At 53.5% G+C, this 20,613-nt stretch carries 18 protein-coding genes and 1 riboswitch; of the genes, 8 read left to right on the forward strand and 10 right to left on the reverse strand.

Annotated features, from left to right (window positions below; all coding sequences use genetic code 11):
• Positions 1-24: 24 nt before the first annotated feature.
• A complete protein-coding gene (gene xseA / locus J9880_RS13105; protein ID WP_133822847.1) occupies positions 25-1,398 on the reverse strand; it encodes an exodeoxyribonuclease VII large subunit in 1,374 nt (457 codons plus the stop codon).
• Positions 1,399-1,566: 168 nt separating this feature from the next.
• Here xseA and guaB point away from each other — a divergent pair, with 168 nt between their 5' ends.
• A complete protein-coding gene (guaB, locus tag J9880_RS13110; RefSeq protein ID WP_015689478.1) occupies positions 1,567-3,033 on the forward strand; it encodes an IMP dehydrogenase in 1,467 nt (488 codons plus the stop codon).
• 104 nt (positions 3,034-3,137) lie between these two features.
• Positions 3,138-4,715 (forward strand): glutamine-hydrolyzing GMP synthase, encoded by a 1,578-nt coding sequence (gene guaA / locus J9880_RS13115; RefSeq protein ID WP_119822665.1) that lies wholly within the window; start codon positions 3,138-3,140, stop codon positions 4,713-4,715.
• 114 nt (positions 4,716-4,829) lie between these two features.
• Here guaA and J9880_RS13120 read toward each other — a convergent pair whose 3' ends face one another.
• Together J9880_RS13120 and J9880_RS13125 are read right to left on the reverse strand one after the other, a co-directional pair.
• The gene (locus J9880_RS13120; protein ID WP_133822848.1) at positions 4,830-5,492 is read right to left on the reverse strand and encodes a DUF3313 domain-containing protein; all 663 of its coding nucleotides are present in this window, start codon (positions 5,490-5,492) and stop codon (positions 4,830-4,832) included.
• A gap of 139 nt (positions 5,493-5,631) precedes the next feature.
• The gene (locus J9880_RS13125; RefSeq protein WP_119822664.1) at positions 5,632-6,066 is read right to left on the reverse strand and encodes a GNAT family N-acetyltransferase; all 435 of its coding nucleotides are present in this window, start codon (positions 6,064-6,066) and stop codon (positions 5,632-5,634) included.
• A 150-nt stretch (positions 6,067-6,216) separates the two neighbouring features.
• Positions 6,217-6,318: riboswitch (TPP riboswitch) on the forward strand.
• A gap of 34 nt (positions 6,319-6,352) precedes the next feature.
• Between J9880_RS13125 and thiM the strand changes: the two genes are divergently transcribed.
• A complete protein-coding gene (gene thiM / locus J9880_RS13130; protein ID WP_131692910.1) occupies positions 6,353-7,159 on the forward strand; it encodes a hydroxyethylthiazole kinase in 807 nt (268 codons plus the stop codon).
• Complete coding sequence (gene thiD, locus J9880_RS13135; protein WP_131692911.1) at positions 7,159-7,959, forward strand: bifunctional hydroxymethylpyrimidine kinase/phosphomethylpyrimidine kinase; 801 nt, start codon at positions 7,159-7,161, stop codon at positions 7,957-7,959. The genes thiM and thiD overlap by 1 nt, the downstream gene beginning before the upstream one ends.
• Positions 7,960-7,966: 7 nt before the next feature.
• On the opposite strand, the gene J9880_RS13140 is transcribed toward thiD, so the two are convergent.
• A complete protein-coding gene (locus J9880_RS13140) occupies positions 7,967-8,815 on the reverse strand; it encodes a hypothetical protein (protein ID WP_119822661.1) in 849 nt (282 codons plus the stop codon).
• Between the two features lie 246 nt (positions 8,816-9,061).
• Between J9880_RS13140 and J9880_RS13145 the strand changes: the two genes are divergently transcribed.
• Together J9880_RS13145 and J9880_RS13150 are read left to right on the forward strand one after the other, a co-directional pair.
• Positions 9,062-9,673: a hypothetical protein gene (locus J9880_RS13145; protein WP_232769447.1), complete on the forward strand. Its 612-nt coding sequence runs from the start codon at positions 9,062-9,064 to the stop codon at positions 9,671-9,673.
• A 66-nt stretch (positions 9,674-9,739) separates the two neighbouring features.
• Complete coding sequence (locus J9880_RS13150; protein ID WP_095923010.1) at positions 9,740-9,940, forward strand: hypothetical protein; 201 nt, start codon at positions 9,740-9,742, stop codon at positions 9,938-9,940.
• A gap of 54 nt (positions 9,941-9,994) precedes the next feature.
• On the opposite strand, the gene J9880_RS13155 is transcribed toward J9880_RS13150, so the two are convergent.
• Both J9880_RS13155 and J9880_RS13160 read right to left on the reverse strand, forming a co-directional pair.
• Complete coding sequence (locus J9880_RS13155; RefSeq protein ID WP_131692914.1) at positions 9,995-10,681, reverse strand: GntR family transcriptional regulator; 687 nt, start codon at positions 10,679-10,681, stop codon at positions 9,995-9,997.
• 90 nt (positions 10,682-10,771) lie between these two features.
• The gene (locus tag J9880_RS13160) at positions 10,772-11,608 is read right to left on the reverse strand and encodes a helix-turn-helix domain-containing protein (protein WP_119822658.1); all 837 of its coding nucleotides are present in this window, start codon (positions 11,606-11,608) and stop codon (positions 10,772-10,774) included.
• Positions 11,609-11,881: 273 nt separating this feature from the next.
• Between J9880_RS13160 and J9880_RS13165 the strand changes: the two genes are divergently transcribed.
• Both J9880_RS13165 and J9880_RS13170 read left to right on the forward strand, forming a co-directional pair.
• The gene (locus J9880_RS13165; protein ID WP_095923007.1) at positions 11,882-13,291 is read left to right on the forward strand and encodes an MFS transporter; all 1,410 of its coding nucleotides are present in this window, start codon (positions 11,882-11,884) and stop codon (positions 13,289-13,291) included.
• 23 nt (positions 13,292-13,314) lie between these two features.
• A complete protein-coding gene (locus tag J9880_RS13170) occupies positions 13,315-15,288 on the forward strand; it encodes a glycoside hydrolase family 127 protein (RefSeq protein WP_232769448.1) in 1,974 nt (657 codons plus the stop codon).
• A gap of 65 nt (positions 15,289-15,353) precedes the next feature.
• Here J9880_RS13170 and J9880_RS13175 read toward each other — a convergent pair whose 3' ends face one another.
• From J9880_RS13175 to manD, 4 genes are all read right to left on the reverse strand, one after another.
• Positions 15,354-16,697: an MFS transporter gene (locus tag J9880_RS13175; protein WP_232769449.1), complete on the reverse strand. Its 1,344-nt coding sequence runs from the start codon at positions 16,695-16,697 to the stop codon at positions 15,354-15,356.
• Positions 16,698-16,776: 79 nt separating this feature from the next.
• The gene (locus J9880_RS13180) at positions 16,777-18,066 is read right to left on the reverse strand and encodes an MFS transporter (RefSeq protein WP_095923005.1); all 1,290 of its coding nucleotides are present in this window, start codon (positions 18,064-18,066) and stop codon (positions 16,777-16,779) included.
• Between the two features lie 122 nt (positions 18,067-18,188).
• Positions 18,189-19,202 (reverse strand): Zn-dependent oxidoreductase, encoded by a 1,014-nt coding sequence (locus tag J9880_RS13185; RefSeq protein ID WP_232769450.1) that lies wholly within the window; start codon positions 19,200-19,202, stop codon positions 18,189-18,191.
• Positions 19,203-19,213: 11 nt separating this feature from the next.
• Positions 19,214-20,428 (reverse strand): D-mannonate dehydratase ManD, encoded by a 1,215-nt coding sequence (manD, locus tag J9880_RS13190; protein ID WP_095923003.1) that lies wholly within the window; start codon positions 20,426-20,428, stop codon positions 19,214-19,216.
• Positions 20,429-20,613 lie beyond the last annotated feature (185 nt).

Here is a 20,613-nt window from a genome sequence, read left to right on the forward strand (position 1 = left end):
GGGAGGGGGCTTTAAACCCAACACTTATTTAACTGCACGTTTCCGCGCTTTCTTCTCCACCACAATCGATTTCACTTCACTTTCAATCCAGCCATCGGCCAGACGCGTTTTCAGTGTTTCGCCCGGCGCAGTCTGCGTGGTTTTCTTCAACAATGCGCCCTGTGGCGTGGTCGTCACGCTGTAGCCGCGGGCGAGTGTCGCCAGCGGGCTGACGCCTTCCAGTTGCGTACAGGCGGTGCCGAAACGCTGACGGCTTTCCGCCAGTTGTGATGACATCGCCTGTTGCAGCCGGTATTGCAGTTGCTGAACCCGTTGCTGGGCACGGTGAATGCGCGGCTGCGGCTGTTGTTGCGTCAGGCGCTGCTGCAAACGGTCGGTGCGACGCAGCATCTGGCGCAGCTGATTTTGCATCGCCTCATCCAGACGACGACGCAATTTGAACAGCGCCGTTTGCTGGCGTGCCAGACGTAAATGCGGATGCTGTTGTTGCAGGCGATGATTCAGACGGGTAAAGCGTTGCGTCAGCTGTGCGAGGTAATAATCCATCGCCATTTCGAGGCGTTGCTGCTGCGACTGGATCTGGCGCAATAATTCCAGCTGATTTCGGCTGATCAGTTCGGCAGCGGCAGACGGTGTTGGCGCGCGTAAATCCGCGACAAAATCAGCAATCGTCACATCGGTTTCGTGGCCGACGGCGCTGACAATGGGAATGCGGCTGGCAAAAATCGCCCGTGCCACCCGCTCATCGTTAAAGCTCCACAAATCTTCCAGCGAACCGCCGCCGCGCCCGACAATCAGCACATCCACTTCTTCGCGGGCGTTCGCTAACTGAATGGCACGGACAATCTGGCCCGGCGCATCTGCGCCCTGAACGGACGTCGGATAAATAATGACGGGCAACGACGGGTCACGACGCTTTAAGACATTTAACACGTCATGCAGCGCAGCACCGCTGGCGGAAGTAATCACCCCCACGCATTTAGCGGGTGAGGGCAGCGGTTGTTTAAACTGCGCATCAAACAGACCTTCGGCGGCCAGTTGTTGTTTCAGTAAATCGAATTTCTGCTGTAACAGACCGTCGCCCGCTTCCTGCATGCTTTCTGCAATCAGCTGATAATCGCCACGTGGTTCGTACAACGTAATCGTAGCGCGAACTAAAACCTGCTGGCCATTTTGCGGGCGGAACGTGGTGCGGCGGTTGGAATTGCGGAACATGGCGCATTTGACCTGCGCCCGGTCATCTTTGAGCGTGAAATACCAGTGGCCGGAGGAAGGCTGAGAGAAGTTTGAAATCTCACCGGAGAGCCAGACCTGACCCATTTCGTTTTCCAGCAACTGTCGGACCGTCTGATTGAGGCGGCTTACGGTAAAAATAGGAGGCGAAGAAGGTAGCGACATGTGATCCAGATCAAATTCAAAAACAGAGACTTAATCGAACGATACTACATGCCCGCAAAAGGTAATCAAGAAGTTTTTGAAATAGTTCTGGTCGGAATGCCTACTCACCTGTATACTCCCGCTGCAATATTTTATCTTTTCCGCATCCACCTTGGTGAGATATTGCCCATGCTACGTATCGCAAAAGAAGCACTAACGTTCGACGACGTTCTCCTTGTTCCAGCCCACTCCACAGTTCTGCCTAACACTGCCGACCTCGGTACTCAACTGACCGCTAAAATCCGTCTGAATATCCCTATGCTGTCCGCAGCGATGGATACCGTGACTGAAGCGAATCTGGCGATTGCTCTGGCGCAGGAAGGCGGCCTCGGATTCATCCACAAGAACATGTCTATTGAGCGTCAGGCGGAAGAAGTCCGTCGCGTGAAGAAGCATGAAAGCGGCGTTGTTGCTGACCCTAAAACCGTCACACCTTCAACCACTCTGCGTCAGGTCAAAGAACTCACTGAAATCAACGGTTTTGCCGGTTATCCGGTCGTGACGGAAGAAAACGAACTGGTCGGTATTATTACCGGCCGTGACGTGCGCTTCGTGACCGATCTGGAACAGCCTGTCACTGCGGTCATGACGCCGAAAGAACGTCTGGTCACCGTGAAAGAAGGCGAAGCCCGTGAAGTCGTGCTGCAGAAAATGCACGAAAAACGCGTAGAGAAAGCGCTGGTGGTTGACGCGCAATTCCATCTGCTCGGTATGATCACCGTAAAAGACTTCCAGAAAGCCGAACGTAAACCGAACGCCTGTAAAGATGAGCAGGGCAGCCTGCGCGTCGGTGCAGCGGTTGGCGCAGGTGCGGGCAACGAAGAACGTATCGATGCGCTGGTGGCTGCCGGTGTTGACGTTCTGCTGATCGACTCCTCTCACGGCCACTCCGAAGGCGTTCTGGAACGTATCCGCGCCACCCGCGCAAAATACCCGGATCTGCAAATCATTGGCGGTAACGTGGCGACTGGCGCAGGTGCTCTGGCACTGGCCAAAGCAGGCGTGAGCGCAGTGAAAGTCGGTATCGGTCCTGGTTCAATCTGTACCACCCGTATCGTGACCGGCGTAGGCGTTCCGCAAATCACTGCCGTTTCTGACGCAGTTGAAGCGCTGGAAGGCACCGGTATTCCGGTTATCGCTGACGGCGGTATCCGCTTCTCCGGTGACATCGCAAAAGCTATCGCTGCTGGCGCAAGCTGTGTGATGGTCGGCGGGATGCTGGCAGGTACTGAAGAATCGCCGGGCGAAATCGAGTTGTACCAGGGCCGTTCGTACAAATCTTACCGTGGTATGGGTTCTCTGGGCGCAATGTCCAAAGGCTCTTCTGACCGTTACTTCCAGACTGACAACGCCGCTGACAAACTGGTACCGGAAGGTATCGAAGGTCGCGTGGCGTATAAAGGCCGTCTGAAAGAGATCATCCACCAGCAAATGGGCGGTCTGCGCTCCTGTATGGGGCTGACCGGTTGTGCTACCATCGACGACCTGCGCACCAAGGCTGAGTTTGTCCGTATCAGCGGTGCAGGGATCCAGGAAAGCCACGTGCATGACGTGACGATTACCAAAGAGTCACCGAACTACCGCATGGGGTCCTGATCCTAAAGACAGCGAGCTAAAGGCTCGCTGTCTGCTTTTAAGATTGTTAGAAAATTTAACCTGTCGTTTTAACGCTTTTATTGCTTTCTGGAAAACGCCCCCTCATGAGCGAAAATATTCACAAGCACCGTATCCTGATCCTCGATTTCGGCTCCCAGTACACCCAACTTGTTGCGCGCCGCGTGCGTGAACTGGGTGTCTATTGCGAACTCTGGGCCTGGGACGTAACCGAAGCCCAAATCCGCGAATTCAACCCGAACGGGATCATCCTGTCCGGCGGCCCGGAAAGTACCACCGAGCATGACAGCCCGCGTGCACCAGATTATGTTTTCGAAGCCGGTGTTCCGGTTCTCGGCGTCTGCTACGGCATGCAAACCATGGCAATGCAGTTAGGCGGCCATGTTGAAGGTTCTAACGAGCGCGAATTTGGTTATGCGCAGGTTGAAGTGCAGACGGAAAGCGCGCTGATCCGCGACATTCAGGATGCCCTGAGCGAGAACAACAAACCGCTGCTCGACGTCTGGATGAGCCACGGTGATAAAGTGACGGCCATCCCGTCTGATTTCGTGACCGTCGCCAGCACAGATTCCTGCCCGTTTGCCATTATGGCGAACGAAGAAAAACGCTTCTACGGTGTGCAGTTCCACCCGGAAGTGACGCATACCCGTCAGGGCCTGCGTATGCTCGAACGTTTCATCATGGACATCTGCGAGTGCGAAGCATTGTGGACGCCTGCGAAAATCATCGAAGACGCTGTTGAGCGTCTGCGTGTGCAGATTGGCGACGATCACGTGATCCTCGGCCTGTCCGGTGGCGTTGACTCTTCCGTCACCGCCATGCTGCTGCACCGCGCCATTGGCGACCGTCTGACCTGCGTATTCGTCGATAACGGCCTGCTGCGCCTGAATGAAGCCGATCAGGTGCTGGAAATGTTCGGTGACCGTTTCGGTCTGAACATTGTTCACGTCGCTGCGGAAGAGCGTTTCCTGTCTGCACTGGCGGGCGTTGATGAACCCGAAGCCAAACGTAAAATCATTGGCCGCGTCTTTGTTGAAGTGTTCGATGAAGAAGCCTGCAAACAAGACGAAGTGAAATGGCTGGCGCAGGGCACTATCTACCCTGACGTGATCGAATCCGCCGCGTCTGCCACCGGCAAAGCGCACGTGATCAAATCGCACCACAACGTGGGCGGTCTGCCAAAGGAAATGAAACTGGGTCTGGTTGAGCCGCTGAAAGAGCTGTTCAAAGACGAAGTGCGTAAAATCGGTCTGGAACTCGGCCTGCCGTACGACATGCTTTACCGTCACCCGTTCCCGGGTCCAGGTCTGGGCGTTCGTGTGCTGGGCGAAGTGAAGAAAGAATACTGCGACCTGTTGCGTCGCGCCGATGCAATCTTCATCGAAGAACTGCACAAAGCCGACCTGTACAACAAAGTCAGCCAGGCATTCACCGTCTTCCTGCCAGTGCGTTCCGTTGGCGTGATGGGCGATGGCCGCAAATATGACTGGGTGGTTTCCCTGCGTGCAGTAGAAACCATCGACTTTATGACCGCGCACTGGGCGCACCTGCCGTATGATTTCCTCGGCCGCTGCTCCAACCGCATCATCAACGAAGTCGACGGCATTTCCCGCGTGGTGTATGACATCTCCGGTAAGCCACCGGCGACGATCGAGTGGGAATAAGTTTTAGCGCAAGCTGAGGCGTAAATCCTGTAAAAACGCCAGTGTGATCGCAAGATCCACTGGCGTTTTTTATGTCTGAATTTTATTGCGGAATCACTCAGAACCGCACTGTTTTTAATCGCGCGGGAACAGTTTTGTGTCGTTCGCCATGCTGTCTACCACCACTCTCAGATCATTGGCGGTGACTTTCTGGCTGTCATTGGACACCTGTTTGCCGAACCCTTTACGCACGACTTTAATCACCGGTTTACCTGTGCTGGCGTCGATCAACTCACCTTCAAAGTAGACTTCGGTATCACGGGTACGGTGGCCTGTCGCCGTTTCAGTACCGGCAATCACCAGCGCAACCGGGATGACTTCATAGAACTGCAAACCTTCTGCCGCTGTATTCACACCGGTGATAGCACCTTTGAAAATCAGGGTGCGCGGGCCAGCCACGTCGGTCAGTTGCATACGTTCGGCCAGTGCCGGTTTCATACGGCTGTTGGCGTAATCCAGAACGCCCTGCAAGGTTTCCTTGCTGATTTGTTCCGTTGGCTGAGGTTCAGGATAGAATTTGATCGGCTCATATTTGATATAGGAATAATTTGAGCGTTTGTAAGAAGGATCAATCCAGCGCAGCACAGGGTTGCCGGACCCTGTTTTCACTTCCTTAAGTCCGGAGTAATCGCCGAGGAAACCGGAGAATTTTTCAGTCTGTGTCACATGGCTGGTACAGCCGGCCAGGAACAGCGCACCGGTCACTGCAGCAACCTGCATCAGTTTTATTGTTTTCATTCGTACCCTCGAAAATTTTTAAGGAAGACAAGGTATGTATAGCACCGCTGCAAAATTTAACCTCTTCACTACAAAGAAAAATTGATATTCGTCAGGATCGCGAAAATTCAGTTCTGTGGGGTAATCATTTCGTCTTTAATTATTTTTTTGATGAATGAAACAGATAGTATTCCCCCTTCGGACTTTCCCCCGTAGAGACGATGTTCCAGCCCTTTGACAGGTAAAAGCTGACCGAATTTTCACTCTTTACTAAACATTTCAGCGAGCCCTGACGGGTGAACGTTTCTTCGGCGGCGTGTAGCAAGGCCGTGCCTGCGCCGGTTCCCTGATATTGCGGATCGATAAACAGGTTATGCAGAAAATTTTCCTGCGTGAAGATCGAGGCAAAACCCAGTAAATGCCCGTCACGTTCGGCGACCAGTATTTTTTCACCGATCACGGCACGGTCAAAATCCTCCAGTTGAAAATCGTCTTCCAGCCAGGTCCAGGTATGTTTGCGTGACGCCAGATATAAGGTACGCAAGAAAGGGCGGTCTGCTTCCTGGTAGGGACGGATGTGAAGGGATGATGGCAAAGAGAACTCCTGAGAAAGGTTTAACATCAATGTCTGTTTTCATATTTGCCTTTTGATACTGCCAGCGAACAGGGGCAAGTTCAATGGGGTCGTCAGCCGGTTTTTATCGCATTTCCTGATTGATCTTCTGGCCTGCGCCACCAATAATGTCCCCTTGACTCGGGGTGCCCGCTTGCAAAAGTCAGGGCTGAGATTTTACCCGTATTACCTGATCTGGATTATGCCAGCGTAGGGAAGTCAGGTATCTCTCCCGATACCGCCTTCTTTAGCGCCGGTGGGGAGATTTATGAATACCCGACCTACCGTATTTTCCGGCGCTGTCGCCGCCGCTTCCTTGCAACAACTCCGCCTTTCCGCGCCGCTGGTTCATTGTCTGACCAACGACGTGGTGCAATCTTTTACGGCCAATGTCCTGCTCGCACTGGGCGCTTCACCCGCGATGGTGGTGGATCCTGCCGAGGCCGCGCAGTTCAGTGCTGTCGCCGACGCGTTACTGGTGAATGTCGGCACGCTGACACGCCCTCACAGCGACGCCATGCTGGCGGCCATTCACGCAGCCCGTCAGGCCGGAAAACCCTGGGTGCTGGATCCGGTGGCGGTGGGCGGTCTGAGCTGGCGTACCGAATTCTGTCTGGAACTTATCAAACTTAACCCGGCGGCGATCCGCGGAAATGCCTCGGAAATTCGTGCTCTCAGCGGGCTGAGTGCCGCCGGGCGTGGCGTCGACAGCGGTGACGACTCGCTTTCTGCCATTCCGTCTGCACAGCAGCTGGCGCGGGAAACCGGGGCGGTAGTGGCCGTGACCGGCGAAACGGATTACGTCACGGATGGCGAACGCTGTCTGGCGGTGGCGGGCGGCCATCCGATGATGACCCGCGTGGTCGGCACCGGTTGCGCCTTATCGGCAGTTGTCGCCGCCTTTGCGTGTTTGCCGGGCGATCGCCTGAATCATGTGGCTGCGGCCTGCCGGGTGATGTCCTGCGCCGGTGAGCGGGCCTGCGCGGCGGTGAAAGGGCCGGGCAGCTTCACGGCAGCGTTTCTGGACAATCTGTATCTGATGAACGAAGGCTGGCTGAACGGGGAGGGGCAGTAATGAAACGGATCAATGCCCTGACCATTGCCGGCACCGATCCCAGCGGAGGCGCGGGGATCCAGGCAGATTTAAAAACCTTCTCGGCGCTGGGCGCTTACGGCACCAGTGTCATCACCGCACTGGTGGCGCAAAACACCCGTGGCGTGCAGTCGGTTTATCACATCGAACCGGATTTCGTTGCCGCGCAGCTGGATTCCGTGCTGAGTGACGTCCGCATCGACAGCACGAAAATCGGCATGCTGGCGAACAGCCAGATCGTGGAGGCGGTGGCGGAGCGGCTCAGATATTACCGGCCCGCTTTTGTGGTGCTGGATACCGTCATGCTGGCGAAAAGCGGCGATCCGTTGCTGTTGCCGGAAGCCGTCGATGCTGTACGCCGTTTGCTGATCCCGCAGGTGTCGATCATTACGCCGAATCTGCCGGAGGCCGCCGCATTGCTGGAGTGTAGCGTGGCAGCCAGTGAAACCGAGATGCGCGAGCAGGGGGAGGCGTTGCTGGCGATGGGATGTGACGCGGTGCTGATGAAAGGCGGTCATCTGAGTGATGAGGAAAGCCCTGACTGGCTGTTTACCGCCGGTTCCCGCGAGCGTTTTACAGCGCCACGCGTCAACACCCGCCATACGCACGGCACAGGATGTACGCTTTCTGCGGCACTGGCCGCCTTGCGCCCGCGCCACAACAACTGGGCAGATACGCTGCGCGAGGCGAAAGCGTATTTACAGCAGGCGTTGATGCAGGCGGATTCACTGGAAGTCGGCCACGGCATCGGGCCGGTGCATCATTTCCACCGCTGGTGGTAAACAGATATCAGGCGCGGCGCAATGTCTCGCCAAGCACCTGTTCAGCCTGACGGAATTTCACCAACGCCTGCTGCAAATGCACGGCATCGAACGGGTTAAGCGGATAGAATTTTGCGTCTTTGCGCGGTCTGAGCATGACGCGGATTTTATTCGCCGAAACCCGTTCAAACAGGTAACTGGCAATATCGTCATTCTCTTCATCTTTCCATGACAGCAGCACTGAAGCATGTTCACCGCTACGGCGTCCGATAAACTGATCGTGTGTCCACAGACCTTCACATTCACCGTCTTTTTGCAGTTTCTTGCCGCTGAACCACGGTGATTCAGACAGCGTCCACAACGCCTGCGGTGAGATTTCCTCATGCACCTGACGCCACAGAGGACGGTTGTTGTCCATTTGCCAGCAGGCCATGCCCAGATAATCATTCAGTTCACGCCAGTCATTTTCCAGCGTGTCGCGAAGTTCAGGATCCTGAATATGCATGAACTGTTGCAGGCCGGTCGGTTGTTCGCCCAGCTTGTTATAGGCGATCACCGTCATCGTGCGGGGCTTGCGGCGGAAAGTGACCCACAGCAGCACTTTAGGAATACGAAAGGTAATGGCCTGCACGGTCAGTTTGTAGCGGTTGCCGCGTGACATCACCAGCCCGCTGGAGGTGCCGCGTTTGTCCTGATAATTTCTCACCAGCACCACGCTGTTCTGACCCATCCAGCCTGTGAGGTAATGTTCCTTTTCGCTTTCCGCCACATCCAGATCACGGGCGATCTGACTGATTTTTTCCTCATCGAGCTGGGAAAGGGACAGTGACTGTTCTGCGCTGTAGTAGCTTTTTTTCAGGAGGGTTGCGGCTGGCATAGAAAGTATCCACGATATTGATGTGGTTTACAGCTTACACTAAGTTGTCATACAGATTTCAGGGGTAACCCGCAAAATTTGAACCGCGTCGCAAACTGCCTGCGTGGCCGGTTTTTCGCTTACGGATATTTTCTCTGTTGAAATTTTACGAGACGTCTCGACAAAAATAGCTTTGGTGATTGTGATTACGGGCGGTCATATTATTCTTGCAGGATTGATTTTCACACTGCGGGAATATAATAAAAGATGACGTTACATGAAAAGGTTGTTGCCGAGACGATGACAACAATGAATGCGGCTTTTGTACAGTTAAACGTCCCGCTTATTATAAGGCGTATTCGCCGGAGTGATATTATCTGGCAACAACGCCGTGCGAGACGTAATTTACGGCAACCCGAAAAACATCTTCTTAACTGGAAATGGCTATTTAAGCAATACAGGAAAAACCAGCCACGGGAATCCGGTATGGAACAAACGGCTTATGTGTTTTGCCTCAACAATCCTCATCAGGAGCGCGCTGCGTTCCTGATGGAATCCTGCACGCCACCGACGGGGCCGCTTGAAATCAATGCCCTGGAAAATTTCTATCGTAAGACTGCCGGTCATCCGTTAAAAAGAAAAATGCTATATTACAGCCTCTGCGTCACCGTTATTTATGCCGATACTCTTAATGATTTTAAAATCTTAAATAAAGAAGATGCGAGATTTTTAATTAAAGATGTTGTCAATGATGATGTGATGAGGTTTTATATATCTTCAGCACCATTATCACGAGTTCCTGGAAAAATGGAATGTGAATCTACTTACCATCTGTTACGTGAATATATGACGTCAGGTGTATTAGGACGAGGGCTTTGACGAGTCAGGTCACCTTCAAATTGAGTGAGTATTCTGGTTATACAACTTACCTATCAGGAGCAATATATGAAGTCCAATAAGAAAAACATGGATCATTTAACGCCGCGACAAAAAGAACTCGTCGAACTCATCGTCGGTTTTCTAAGGTACTGTGATCAAAAAGACGCAGGTAAGGAAGATGTTGAGGGTTTTGAGGGTGGCGGTGTTTTGATTGGTCCTCCTGAAGCCTTTTATCGCCCGTCGAAGGAATGGAACAAACTGCCCTGAATCCCGCTTTCTTCCCGCGTTTAACGACAACTTCTGAACGCGGGAAGTACTCACTCATTCGTTATCAAACCAGTCACTGTTTTGTTCAGCGATCGGGGTGATGGTGGAGATCATTTCCTGTAGATGAACGCGGATCGCTTTTTCAGCGGCGTCGGGGTCATGAGCTTTCAGCCCGTCAAAAATCGCATAATGCTGCGCAATCAGATTTTCCGGAGGAGACACTTTACTGAGTGTTAAGAAGCGTACGCGATCCATTGTCGCCTTGATGTGCTCGACGGTTTCCCATGCCAGACGGCAGTCAATGATCTGTGTAATGGTGCGGTGGAAGTCATCATCGAGCAGCAGGAATTCCTGCGTTTGCTGACTTCTTGCCGCCAGCGTCTGACGTTCCAGGTTATGTTCCAGCAACGCCAGATCTTTGTCCGTGACCACCATTGCTGCGCGACGCACCACTGCCGTTTCGACCGCTTCACGAATGAAACGACCGTCAGCCACCCGCTTGGACGAGATTTTCATGACATAGGTGCCGCGCTGCGGTAAAACCTGAACCAGACCGGCTTCGGCCAGTTTGATAAAGGCTTCGCGAACCGGCTGGCGGGACACGTTGAAGCGCGTGGAAATCTCTTTCTCCGACAGGAATGCGCCCGGTGCGATTGCACAGGTGACGATGTCCTGACGCAAGGTACGGTAAATCTGCTGATTAACCGGCACGTTATTGAGAAATTCAAAGGCGTCTGTCATGGGCAAAAGTTGTCTTTAAAGTCGGGAGAGCCCAATACTACCATGAGTTTTCTGATGATTATGAGATTGTTAGCGCAAGGCTATCTCAAATTATTGAGAGTTAATGTGCTCGCGGCAATAAAGCTTTTTATAAGCGGCGGGCGTGATGCCCAGCAGTTTGCGAAATACCCGGCGAAAATAGGCAACATCATTAAACCCGGTCAGCCTTGCTACGTCCGCCACATTCCCGGTATTGGCCAGCAACAGTTTCTCTGCTGCCGACACCCGCTGTTTATGCAGGGCATCGGTCAGCGTCATCTGAAAAGTCAGACGGAAAACGCGGCCAAGATAATCGGCATTACAGTGAAGCCGTTCCGCCAGCTCAGATGCGCCAAGCGGCAGATGAAACTGTGTGGTAATCAGCTGACGGGCTTTGTACGCCAGCGCCACGCCGGGGCCGCCAGGTTCAACATTTTCCGGCCAGGCGCGCGCGACCTCCTTTAACAGCAACATCAGGAACAGTTCCAGCGAACTTCCGCCACGTTCCTGTTCATATAAAAATAATCTGAACAGGGTTAACAGGGTTTCGCTGTCCCTGACTTTACAATGCTGTGGAATATTTAACTGTATTGAGGGACTATTTAGCTGTGATGTTAATATTGCCGCTTCTTTCACAATATCGAAGTGCAGCCAGTAAAATTTCAGCTCAGCATCAAATGTCGTCACCCCTTTATGTTCCCTGCCGGGAAATAGCAATAAACTTTCCCCTTCATGTAAATCAAAACGCGTATTTTCTTCCTGTAAGGAGAGTGTGCCGCGAACGACATAAATGAGTTCATGGGAACTGAGTCTCCGGGTCGGATGTGTACCCATTCCGCGCGAAATAAACAGGCCGCCATTTTGCACCTTGACCGGGTGGCTGACAGAAAAGGTAAGCGTTTCAGACATTTTTAGGCGCTCATCAGGCAGATTTAGCCTGACAGTAGCACAACGCTAAGGGGCTGCCAGCGGGGTGGCAAGAGGTTATGATCTGCTTCACAGATTCTGAACGTGAGTCGGAATTGTCCCGTTTAACTACTTTATCCTCCTCTTGTTGGCGTGTTGTCCCTATGCCAGATTTACGGCGTACCTTATTTAATGTCCGGGCTGATATGAATAAACAGCCTTATTTATCGTGTTCCTGTTGCTTATAAATAACGATATAAAAGCGAGGAAAAAACAATGCCAACAGATTCTGTGAATACCGGTTCCGCGCCGGTAAGTGGCGAGGGTGGAATAATTTCGGCGAATGCAAAACTTTCGGTCAGTGAGAAAATTGGTTACGGATTAGGGGATGCCGGAGGCACCATTATTACCTGTCTGATCACCAGTTTTCTGACCTTCTTTTATACCGATGTGTTCGGGCTGACGCCGGCCATTGTCGGCACATTATTTATTTCCCTGCGGGTGATTGATGCGATTTCCGATCCGCTGATGGGGATCCTCGCCGACCGAACGCAAAGCCGCTGGGGGCGTTTTCGTCCGTGGCAGTTGTGGATTGCGCTGCCGATTGGCGTGGTGGGCTTTCTGACCTTCACCGTGCCCGGCCTGAGCGGCGATGCCAAAATCGCCTACGCCTTTTTCACCTATTTCCTGCTTTCCGTGTCGTATACCGCCATTAACGTGCCGTACTGCGCATTGATCAACACCATGACCACCGATCACCGTGAGGTCATTTCCTGTCAGTCGTGGCGTTTTGTTTTGTGCGGCGTCGCCGGTTTTATGGTGTCAGTCGGATTACCGTGGCTGGTACAGGTGCTGGGTAAAGGCAATGCGGCGGCAGGTTATCAGCAGGGCGTTGGCCTGCTGTGTGCGGTGGCTGTCGTGATGTTTCTGTGGTGCTTCTTCGCGGTGCGTGAGCGTTTGCCGCTGGCGCTGCTCGGCCAGTTCAGCATTAAGGAACATATCCGCGGGATGCTGAAGAATGACCAGTTGTTGCTGGTATTGCTGATGTCTTTCCTGCTGATCAATGTGTTCAACCTGCGCGGTGGCGGCTACATGTATTTCATCACCTATGTACTGAAAGGCGGCGCGGGTTATGCCTCGATGTTCTTCGGTATGGTGACGCTGGCATCCATTCTCGGCGCGGTGATTGTCAATCAGCTGACCAAATTCATCGACAGCGTGCGGCTGTACATGATCACTAATCTGGTACTGGCGGTGTTTTCCCTGCTGCTGTGGTTTGTGCCGGTCGGTGAACAATGGCAGACACTGTGGCTCGGCATCATCTTTGTGCATTGCGTGATCCTCGGTTTCACATTGCCGCTGCATTTTTCCCTCATGGCGTTCGCCGACGATTACGGACACTGGAAAAACGGTATCCGCTCCTCCGGCATGAATTTCGCCTTCAACCTGTTCTTTATCAAACTGGCCTGGGCATCCAGCGCCGGGATCATCAGCCTGGTCTTCATTCTGGTCTCCTATCAGGCCGGTGCTGAGCATCAGACAGCGGCATCGCTCGGCGGGATCACCCTGCTCGAAACCCTGCTACCGGCGGCGATGCATTTGCTGCTGGCCGGTACGCTGCTGTTCTGCAAGCTCGACAATACATTACTGACGCGGATGTCCCGCGATTTAGCAGCGAAAATTTAAATTACTGTTTTACAGGAGGTTGTATGTCGTTTTCTCCGGTTGATTCCTTAGAAGTCCCGTTGCAAAAAGTGAATGTTTCCGATGCGTTCTGGCTGGAATACCAGCGGCTGGTGAAAGAGGTGGTGGTGCCTTATCAGTGGAAGGCCCTGAATGATGACGTTGCAGACGCTGAACCGAGCCATGCGATTGAAAACTTCCGTATCGCCGCCGGACAAAGCGACGGCGAATTTTACGGGATGGTATTTCAGGACAGTGATGTGGCGAAATGGCTGGAGGCGGTCGGTTATTTGCTGGCAAAAACGCCGGATCCGGCGCTGGAAGAGACCGCCGATCAGGTGATCGAACTGGTCGGTGCGGTGCAGCAACCCGATGGGTATCTGAATACCTATTTCACGGTAAAAGAGCCGCAACAGCGCTGGACCAATCTGGCGGAATGCCATGAGCTTTACTGCGCCGGGCACCTGATCGAAGCCGGTGTGGCCTATGCACAGGCGACCGGAAAAACCCGTTTGCTGGAGATTGTCTGCAAACTGGCTGATCATATTGCGCAGGTGTTCGGGCCGGGTGAACAGCAACTGCATGGTTATCCCGGTCACCCGGAAATTGAACTGGCACTGATGCGGTTGTATGAACAAACCGCCGAAACACGTTACCTCGAACTGACCCGCTATTTTGTTGAGCAACGAGGGGCACAACCGCATTTCTACGATATCGAGTATGAAAAGCGTGGCAAGACTTCGCACTGGAATACCTACGGTCCGGCGTGGATGGTGAAAGATAAAGCCTACAGTCAGGCGCATGTGCCGGTGGCCTTGCAGACAACGGCCATCGGTCACGCAGTGCGTTTTGTCTATCTTTATGCCGGTGTCGCACATCTGGCGCGGCTGAGTCAGGATCAGGAAAAACGCGAGGTGTGTCAGCGGTTGTGGGAAAACATGACCCAGCGGCAGATGTACATCACCGGCTCTATCGGATCGCAAAGCAGCGGGGAAGCCTTCTCTTCCGATTATGATTTGCCGAATGACACGGCCTACACCGAAACCTGTGCCTCCATCGGTCTGATGATGTTTGCCAACCGCATGTTGCAGATGGATCCTGACAGCCGCTATGCCGATGTGATGGAACGCGCGCTCTACAACACCGTACTGGCTGGCATGGCGCTCGACGGCAAGCATTTCTTCTATGTGAATCCGCTGGAAGTGCATCCGAAAAGCATTCCGTTCAACCACATTTATGACCACGTCAAACCGGTGCGTCAGCGTTGGTTCGGCTGTGCCTGTTGCCCGCCGAACATTGCACGTTTGCTGGCGTCACTCGGCCATTACATTTACACCCAGCGTCCGGATGGCGTGGATATCAATCTGTATATCGGCAGCGATGTTGAGGCGACAATTGGCGGCAAAGCGTTGCGCCTGAAACAATCCGGCGGCTATCCATGGGCGGAACAGGTGCTGATTGAAGTGGATACCGATCAGCCGCTGGAAGCCACGCTGGCACTGCGTTTACCGGACTGGTGCGCCAGCCCGCAGGTCACTCTCAATGGCAATCCGCTGGAACTGACCAGCCTGACGCAGCGCGGATATCTGCGTCTGACGCAGGCGTGGCAGAAAGGTGACCGCATTGAATTGACGTTCCCGATGCCGGTGATGCGGGTGAAAGGCAACCCCTTGCTGCGCCATGTCGCCGGAAAAGTCGCGATACAGCGCGGTCCGCTGGTGTATTGCCTCGAACAGGCAGACAACGGCAGCGAACTGCATAACGTTCGCCTGCTGCAGGATGCGCCATTCCGTCTGATTTCCGGCAGCGGATTGTTCGCCGGTAAGACGCTGCTGCAAACGCAGGGTAAGCGGAGTACATCCGTGCAGGCCAGCCAGCAGCCGTTGTACCGCTACAATCCGCCAGCGGAAGAGGTGGTGCCGCAAACCCTGACTTTTGTGCCGTACTTTACCTGGGCGAACAGGGGAGAAGGAGAGATGCGGGTTTGGGTCGATGAATAATCTCGGGTTTTAGTGAGGATGTGAGCCCTAAACAACCCGGCCAGATAGCCGGGTTGTTTAGGGAGTTACTGTTTCCAGCTGTGGTATTCGTCTTCTCGTCTGCTCGGAGCCGTTTCCGGCAGCAGTGCCAGGCCAATGACGGAAACAATGCCCAGTACGATCATGTAGATCGCCAGACCATGATAATCGCCTCCGGTCATTTGCAGGATTTTTACCGCAACCAGCCCGAGGATCCCGCTGCCGATGAGTGATCCGATTTGCCAGATTAATGCGATGCCGCTGCATCGGATCCGCGTCGGGAAAAGTTCAGGAAAAAACGATGCCTGAGGGGCGTAACACATACTATGGCCGAACGTCAGCGCCAGTATCATGGCGATTTGCGTTATCCAGAATGTATCCAGTTTGAGTGCCAGAAAGAAGGGAATTATCCCGACAGCCAGCAGCACCGCACCAGCCATGTATACCGGTTTGCGGCCAATCCTGTCGGAAAGTTTACCCATCAGCGGGATAGAGAAAATCTCGAGGATCACCGCGACTATCATGGTTTGTAGCAGAACACTTTCACTCAGTTGATTGGCTTTGCCGAACGCCAGCACAATGACGGTGAACATCGCGAAGGCGCACGCTTCAATCAGCTTGGCGCATACCCCTTTGATGATGATCCCCGGATACAATTTGATGACTTCCACCACCGGACGGGACTCCACGGCTTTGGTTTTGCGGATTTCAGCAAACACGGGCGATTCATCAATCCGTAAGCGGATAAACAATCCGACGATCACCAGCAACAAACTCAGCAGGAAAGGAATACGCCAGCCCCAGTCGAGCATTTGTGCGGACGAAAGTTGTGACGTCAGTAATGCAAATAACGCAGAAGGCAAAAGGAAACCCAGCGGTGCGCCAATCTGAACCCAGCTGGCAAAGAAGCCGCGACGCTCCGGCGGGGAATATTCTGCAGTCATCAGCACGGCACCTGCCTGTTCTCCCCCTACGCCGAATCCTTGCAACACACGGATCAGAATAAGTAAAACGGGTGCCCAGAAGCCGATTTTTTCATAAGTCGGCAGCAGGCCAATACAAAACGTCCCCAGGCCGACAATCAGGATGGTGATCACCAGCGCTTTTTTGCGTCCAACCTTGTCGCCAATATGGCCAAAAACAATCCCACCTAAAGGACGGGCAAGAAAGCCGACAGCATAGGTGGCGAAAGCGGCAAGTGTGCTGATCAGCGGGTCATGGCTCGGGAAAAACAGTTGTCCGAAAAACAGCACCGCCGCCGTGCCATAGGCAAAGAAATCGTAATACTCAGCGGCGGTACCGATGGCTGATGCGCCAGCGACACGTCTTAATAATCCACGTTGTTCTTTTTTGGATGCGGCAGAAAGGTTCCGGGTAGAAATCTGTGACATGGTGAAAGGCTCCGCGATAACGGCAACAAGAGTGAAAATACCGCTCCACAAGTCAGGAACAGTATCTTCATCCAGAACATCAGTTATGAGAAAGCGTGGTGGCAGGCGTATGTTTCGGGGGTTTAATCACGAAGAACACCAGAATGGCACCCAATGCGGCGACGCCGCCCGCGAGAATAAAGGCGCTGTCGAAACGACCGGTATTTTGGACAATGAAGCCGGTGACCACCGGGCCGATGATGCCCGAGACGCTGCCGACCAGATGAATGAATCCGCTGGTGCCGCCGACGCGGGATTTATGCACCACGTCCTGAATAATGGCCCAGTAAATGGCCCCGGTGGTATACAGGAAGAAAATAGACACCGACATCAGAATAACCGCCGGAACTACGCTGGTGACCACACCGGCCAAGGCGACACAAATGGCGGCGGCTAACAGGCTGACCACTAATATAATTTTTCGCGACAGCAATAAACGGCCGGTAATATTGAAAATCTTATCGGAAATATAACCACCGAGTGCCAGGCCGACGAAACCGACAATCCACGGAATAACCGTCGTCAGGCTCATCTCTTTAATATTCAGACCATGTGCCTGCACCAGATAAGCCGGGAACCAGCTGAGGAAGAAGAATAAAATATAGTTGTAGCAGAAGAAGGCGAAAGCCGTCACCAGGATAATCGGCTGACGTAAATAATAGCCCAGACCGTGCGCTGCCTGCGCCAGATCTTCTTCTTCACTGATGTTTTCATTCTTCATCTGATCCACTAAACGTAATTCTTCCGGCGAGACACGTTTACTCTTCAGCGGATTATCTGCCACGGTGAAGAACCAGACGGCCATCCAGACAATCCCGATAGCGGCAATCACCATAAAGGCCGGACGCCAGCCAAAGGAAATCGCCAGATACCCGACAATCGGCCCGGCGACCGCACCGCCAAGGGGGGAACCGGCGCTCAGCAAGCCCATCGCAGTGGCCGCCTGTTTCTTCGGGAACCAGCCGTTGATCATCTTATTGGCCGAGGCGCAAATCGGGCCTTCGGCCATGCCGAATAATACCCGCAGGATCAGCATGGAATAAAAGCCGGTGGCGATGGCCGTCATGCCGCAAAATACTGACCATAAGCCGACGGCTAATCCCATGACCAGCGTCGGGCCGAATTTATCGACGGCCAGACCACCGATAAAGTTAAAGATCGCATAACCAAAGAAGAAGCTGCCAAATATCATGCCGAATTGTTCGGGATTAATGGTCAGTTCTTTTTCAATCATCGGAACAGTAATCGACAGCGCAACGCGGTCGAGGTAATTGATCATGTAAACCAGAAACAGCAGGAATACGATGATCCAGCGTAGGTTCTTAAACATAGATGAGTGCTCCACTTGTGGTGTCGTTTTAATAGTGTTGCGTTTTTATAGGTAGAATATGAGGTACGGCAGACGGGGAGATATTTGGAATCTTCCCGTCTTCTTTCAAAAATAACGATTCATCAGAATGTCAGTAAAACCTTGCAGCAGGAACGCTGATCTTTCTCAAACAGCGTTAACGCCGCTTCGACTTCGCTGGCGGGCATCCAGTGCGTCACCAGCTTTTCAGGTGCGATTTTCCCTTGTTCCATCCACTCAATCACCTGCGGGAACCGGTGGCTGTTGAGACGTGAAGAAAACAGTGAAATCTCTTTGCTGGTAATGCTTTGCTGCGTTACCTGGCTGGGTTCCCCCGAGAAACCCATCATACCAATCCGGGCTGCCGGTGAGGCCAGCAGAATGGCTTCCTGCAAAATTGCCGGATGGCAGGCGGCATCCACGATAAGCGTCGGACGCACGCCTTCTGCGGCCAGTTCATCCGCCACGCTGCGTTCGCTGTTGTTGATGATCCAGTCCGCGCCGCTGGCCTGTGCCATCTGCAACCGCTCGTCAATACGATCGGCGACAATCACTTTCTGTACGCCATACACGCCTTTCAGCACCTGAATCACCGTCAGCCCCATCGGGCCTGCGCCGTAAATCAGCGCGGTATCCTGCGGCGTCGGCTGAAGAAACGCCGTGATATTGGCGGCGATAGTAAAGGGTTCGACCATACTGGCGAGTTTGTCCGGTATCGCCGCAGGCACCACATAAGCGTTTGTCGCGGGCGCACAGGCATAATCGCTGAAACCGCCGTCACGGTGGACGCCGATCACCTGCAGTTCGGCGCAGACATTCGGCCGGCCAATCGAACACGGATAACAATGTCCGCAGCTGACCACCGGATCGACAACAACCCGCTCGCCAATCCTGCTGGCATTTACGCCTTCGCCGACGCTGTCGATGTGGCCGAAGAACTCATGGCCGATCACCCGCGGATATTTCGCAAACGGATTGTGGCCGTGATAGATATGAACATCTGAACCGCAGATGCCCGCATGACTCACCCGAACTCGTACCTCGCCGGCGGCAGGTTCCGGCAAAGCACGTTGCTCGATGACTAACTTTCCGGGTTCTTGTATTACAACGCTGTTCATGTTTCGCTCCCTTACCAGTTCCACAACGTACCGTCGTCCAGACGGGCCACCGGCAGATAGGCCGGTTCGTACGGATATTTCGCCGCCAGCTTTTCGTCGAACTCAATGCCCAGCCCCGGTTTTTCACCCGGATGCATGTAGCCGTTGTCGAACGTCCAGTTATGCGGAAAGACTTCCAGCATCTGCTCGGAATAACCCATGTATTCCTGCACGCCGAAGTTTGGCACCCACAGATCGAAGTGCAGGGCGGCGGCCATACAAACGGGTGAAAGGTCGGAAGGGCCGTGAGAGCCGGTGCGCACCTGATACAGCGAGGCGAAATCTGCAATCCGGCGCATGCCGGTGATGCCGCCTGCATGGGTGATCGTGGTGCGGATGTAATCGATCAGCTGTTCTTCAATCAGCTGTTTGCAATCCCAGATGCTGTTGAACACTTCGCCGACCGCAATTGGCGTTACCGTATGCTGGCGGATCAAACGGAAGCATTCCTGATTTTCCGCCGGAGTCGGATCCTCCATCCAGAACAGGCGATATTCTTCGATACTTTTGCCAAAACGCGCGGCTTCGATTGGCGTCAGGCGATGGTGCATGTCGTGCAGCAGGTGTTCATCAAAACCGAATTTATTGCGCACGGCTTCAAACAGTTTTGGCGTGAAATCGAGGTATTTTTCGGTCGACCATAACTGCTCTTCCGGCCAGTTACCTTTCGTCGCCGGTTCGTAAGCCAGGCCTTTGCCTTTCGCCATGCCGTAGGTGGTTTTCATGCCCGGAACCCCGCATTGCGCGCGGATCGCCTTGAAGCCCAGTTCTTTGTGTCTGGCGTAATCGTCCAGCACTTCGTCAATGGAATGGCCGGTGGTGTGACAGTACACCATGACGCCGGTACGGGATGCGCCGCCGAGCAATTGATAAAGCGGCATATTGGCGGCTTTGGCTTTGATGTCCCACAGCGCCGTGTCTACCGCCGAAATCGCAGACATCGTGACCGGGCCACGACGCCAGTACGCGCCTTTGTAGAAAAACTGCCAGATGTCTTCAATCTGATGTGCATCGCGGCCGATCAATTGCGGGCAGACATGATCTTTCAGGTATGACGCGACCGGCAATTCGCGGCCATTCAGCGTGGCATCACCAATGCCGGTCAGCCCGCTGTCGGTGGTGATTTTCAACGTGACAAAGTTGCGCCCCGGGCAAGTAACAAACACTTCAGCATTCACGATTTTCATCGGTTACGACCTTCTGCAGTAAAAGTAAGATGCATTTTCTTTGGTTATAAATACGCCATATGCCAACTACCATACAAGTATGCTTATCGTTTTTTGCCGGAGAAGATCACACTTTGTTGCGGGAAAGTGAACGTGGAAGGAAGAAATTAAGAGAGTAATAATGGGCAGAAGGTATCAATAAAAAG

Source organism: Rahnella victoriana (genome assembly GCF_021276285.1).
GTDB classification, from domain to species: Bacteria; Pseudomonadota; Gammaproteobacteria; order Enterobacterales; family Enterobacteriaceae; genus Rahnella; species Rahnella victoriana.

Bases quoted from the DNA above. Each gene is read 5' to 3' on its own strand.
- xseA (WP_133822847.1), bottom strand. From the start codon at position 1,398: ATGTCGCTACCTTCTTCGCCTCCTATTTTTACCGTAAGCCGCCTCAAT.
- guaB (WP_015689478.1), top strand. From the start codon at position 1,567: ATGCTACGTATCGCAAAAGAAGCACTAACGTTCGACGACGTTCTCCTT.
- guaA (WP_119822665.1), top strand. From the start codon at position 3,138: ATGAGCGAAAATATTCACAAGCACCGTATCCTGATCCTCGATTTCGGC.
- J9880_RS13120 (WP_133822848.1), bottom strand. From the start codon at position 5,492: ATGAAAACAATAAAACTGATGCAGGTTGCTGCAGTGACCGGTGCGCTG.
- thiM (WP_131692910.1), top strand. From the start codon at position 6,353: ATGAATACCCGACCTACCGTATTTTCCGGCGCTGTCGCCGCCGCTTCC.
- thiD (WP_131692911.1), top strand. From the start codon at position 7,159: ATGAAACGGATCAATGCCCTGACCATTGCCGGCACCGATCCCAGCGGA.
- J9880_RS13140 (WP_119822661.1), bottom strand. From the start codon at position 8,815: ATGCCAGCCGCAACCCTCCTGAAAAAAAGCTACTACAGCGCAGAACAG.
- J9880_RS13145 (WP_232769447.1), top strand. From the start codon at position 9,062: ATGACGTTACATGAAAAGGTTGTTGCCGAGACGATGACAACAATGAAT.
- J9880_RS13150 (WP_095923010.1), top strand. From the start codon at position 9,740: ATGAAGTCCAATAAGAAAAACATGGATCATTTAACGCCGCGACAAAAA.
- J9880_RS13155 (WP_131692914.1), bottom strand. From the start codon at position 10,681: ATGACAGACGCCTTTGAATTTCTCAATAACGTGCCGGTTAATCAGCAG.
- J9880_RS13160 (WP_119822658.1), bottom strand. From the start codon at position 11,608: ATGTCTGAAACGCTTACCTTTTCTGTCAGCCACCCGGTCAAGGTGCAA.
- J9880_RS13165 (WP_095923007.1), top strand. From the start codon at position 11,882: ATGCCAACAGATTCTGTGAATACCGGTTCCGCGCCGGTAAGTGGCGAG.
- J9880_RS13170 (WP_232769448.1), top strand. From the start codon at position 13,315: ATGTCGTTTTCTCCGGTTGATTCCTTAGAAGTCCCGTTGCAAAAAGTG.
- J9880_RS13175 (WP_232769449.1), bottom strand. From the start codon at position 16,697: ATGTCACAGATTTCTACCCGGAACCTTTCTGCCGCATCCAAAAAAGAA.
- J9880_RS13180 (WP_095923005.1), bottom strand. From the start codon at position 18,066: ATGTTTAAGAACCTACGCTGGATCATCGTATTCCTGCTGTTTCTGGTT.
- J9880_RS13185 (WP_232769450.1), bottom strand. From the start codon at position 19,202: ATGAACAGCGTTGTAATACAAGAACCCGGAAAGTTAGTCATCGAGCAA.
- manD (WP_095923003.1), bottom strand. From the start codon at position 20,428: ATGAAAATCGTGAATGCTGAAGTGTTTGTTACTTGCCCGGGGCGCAAC.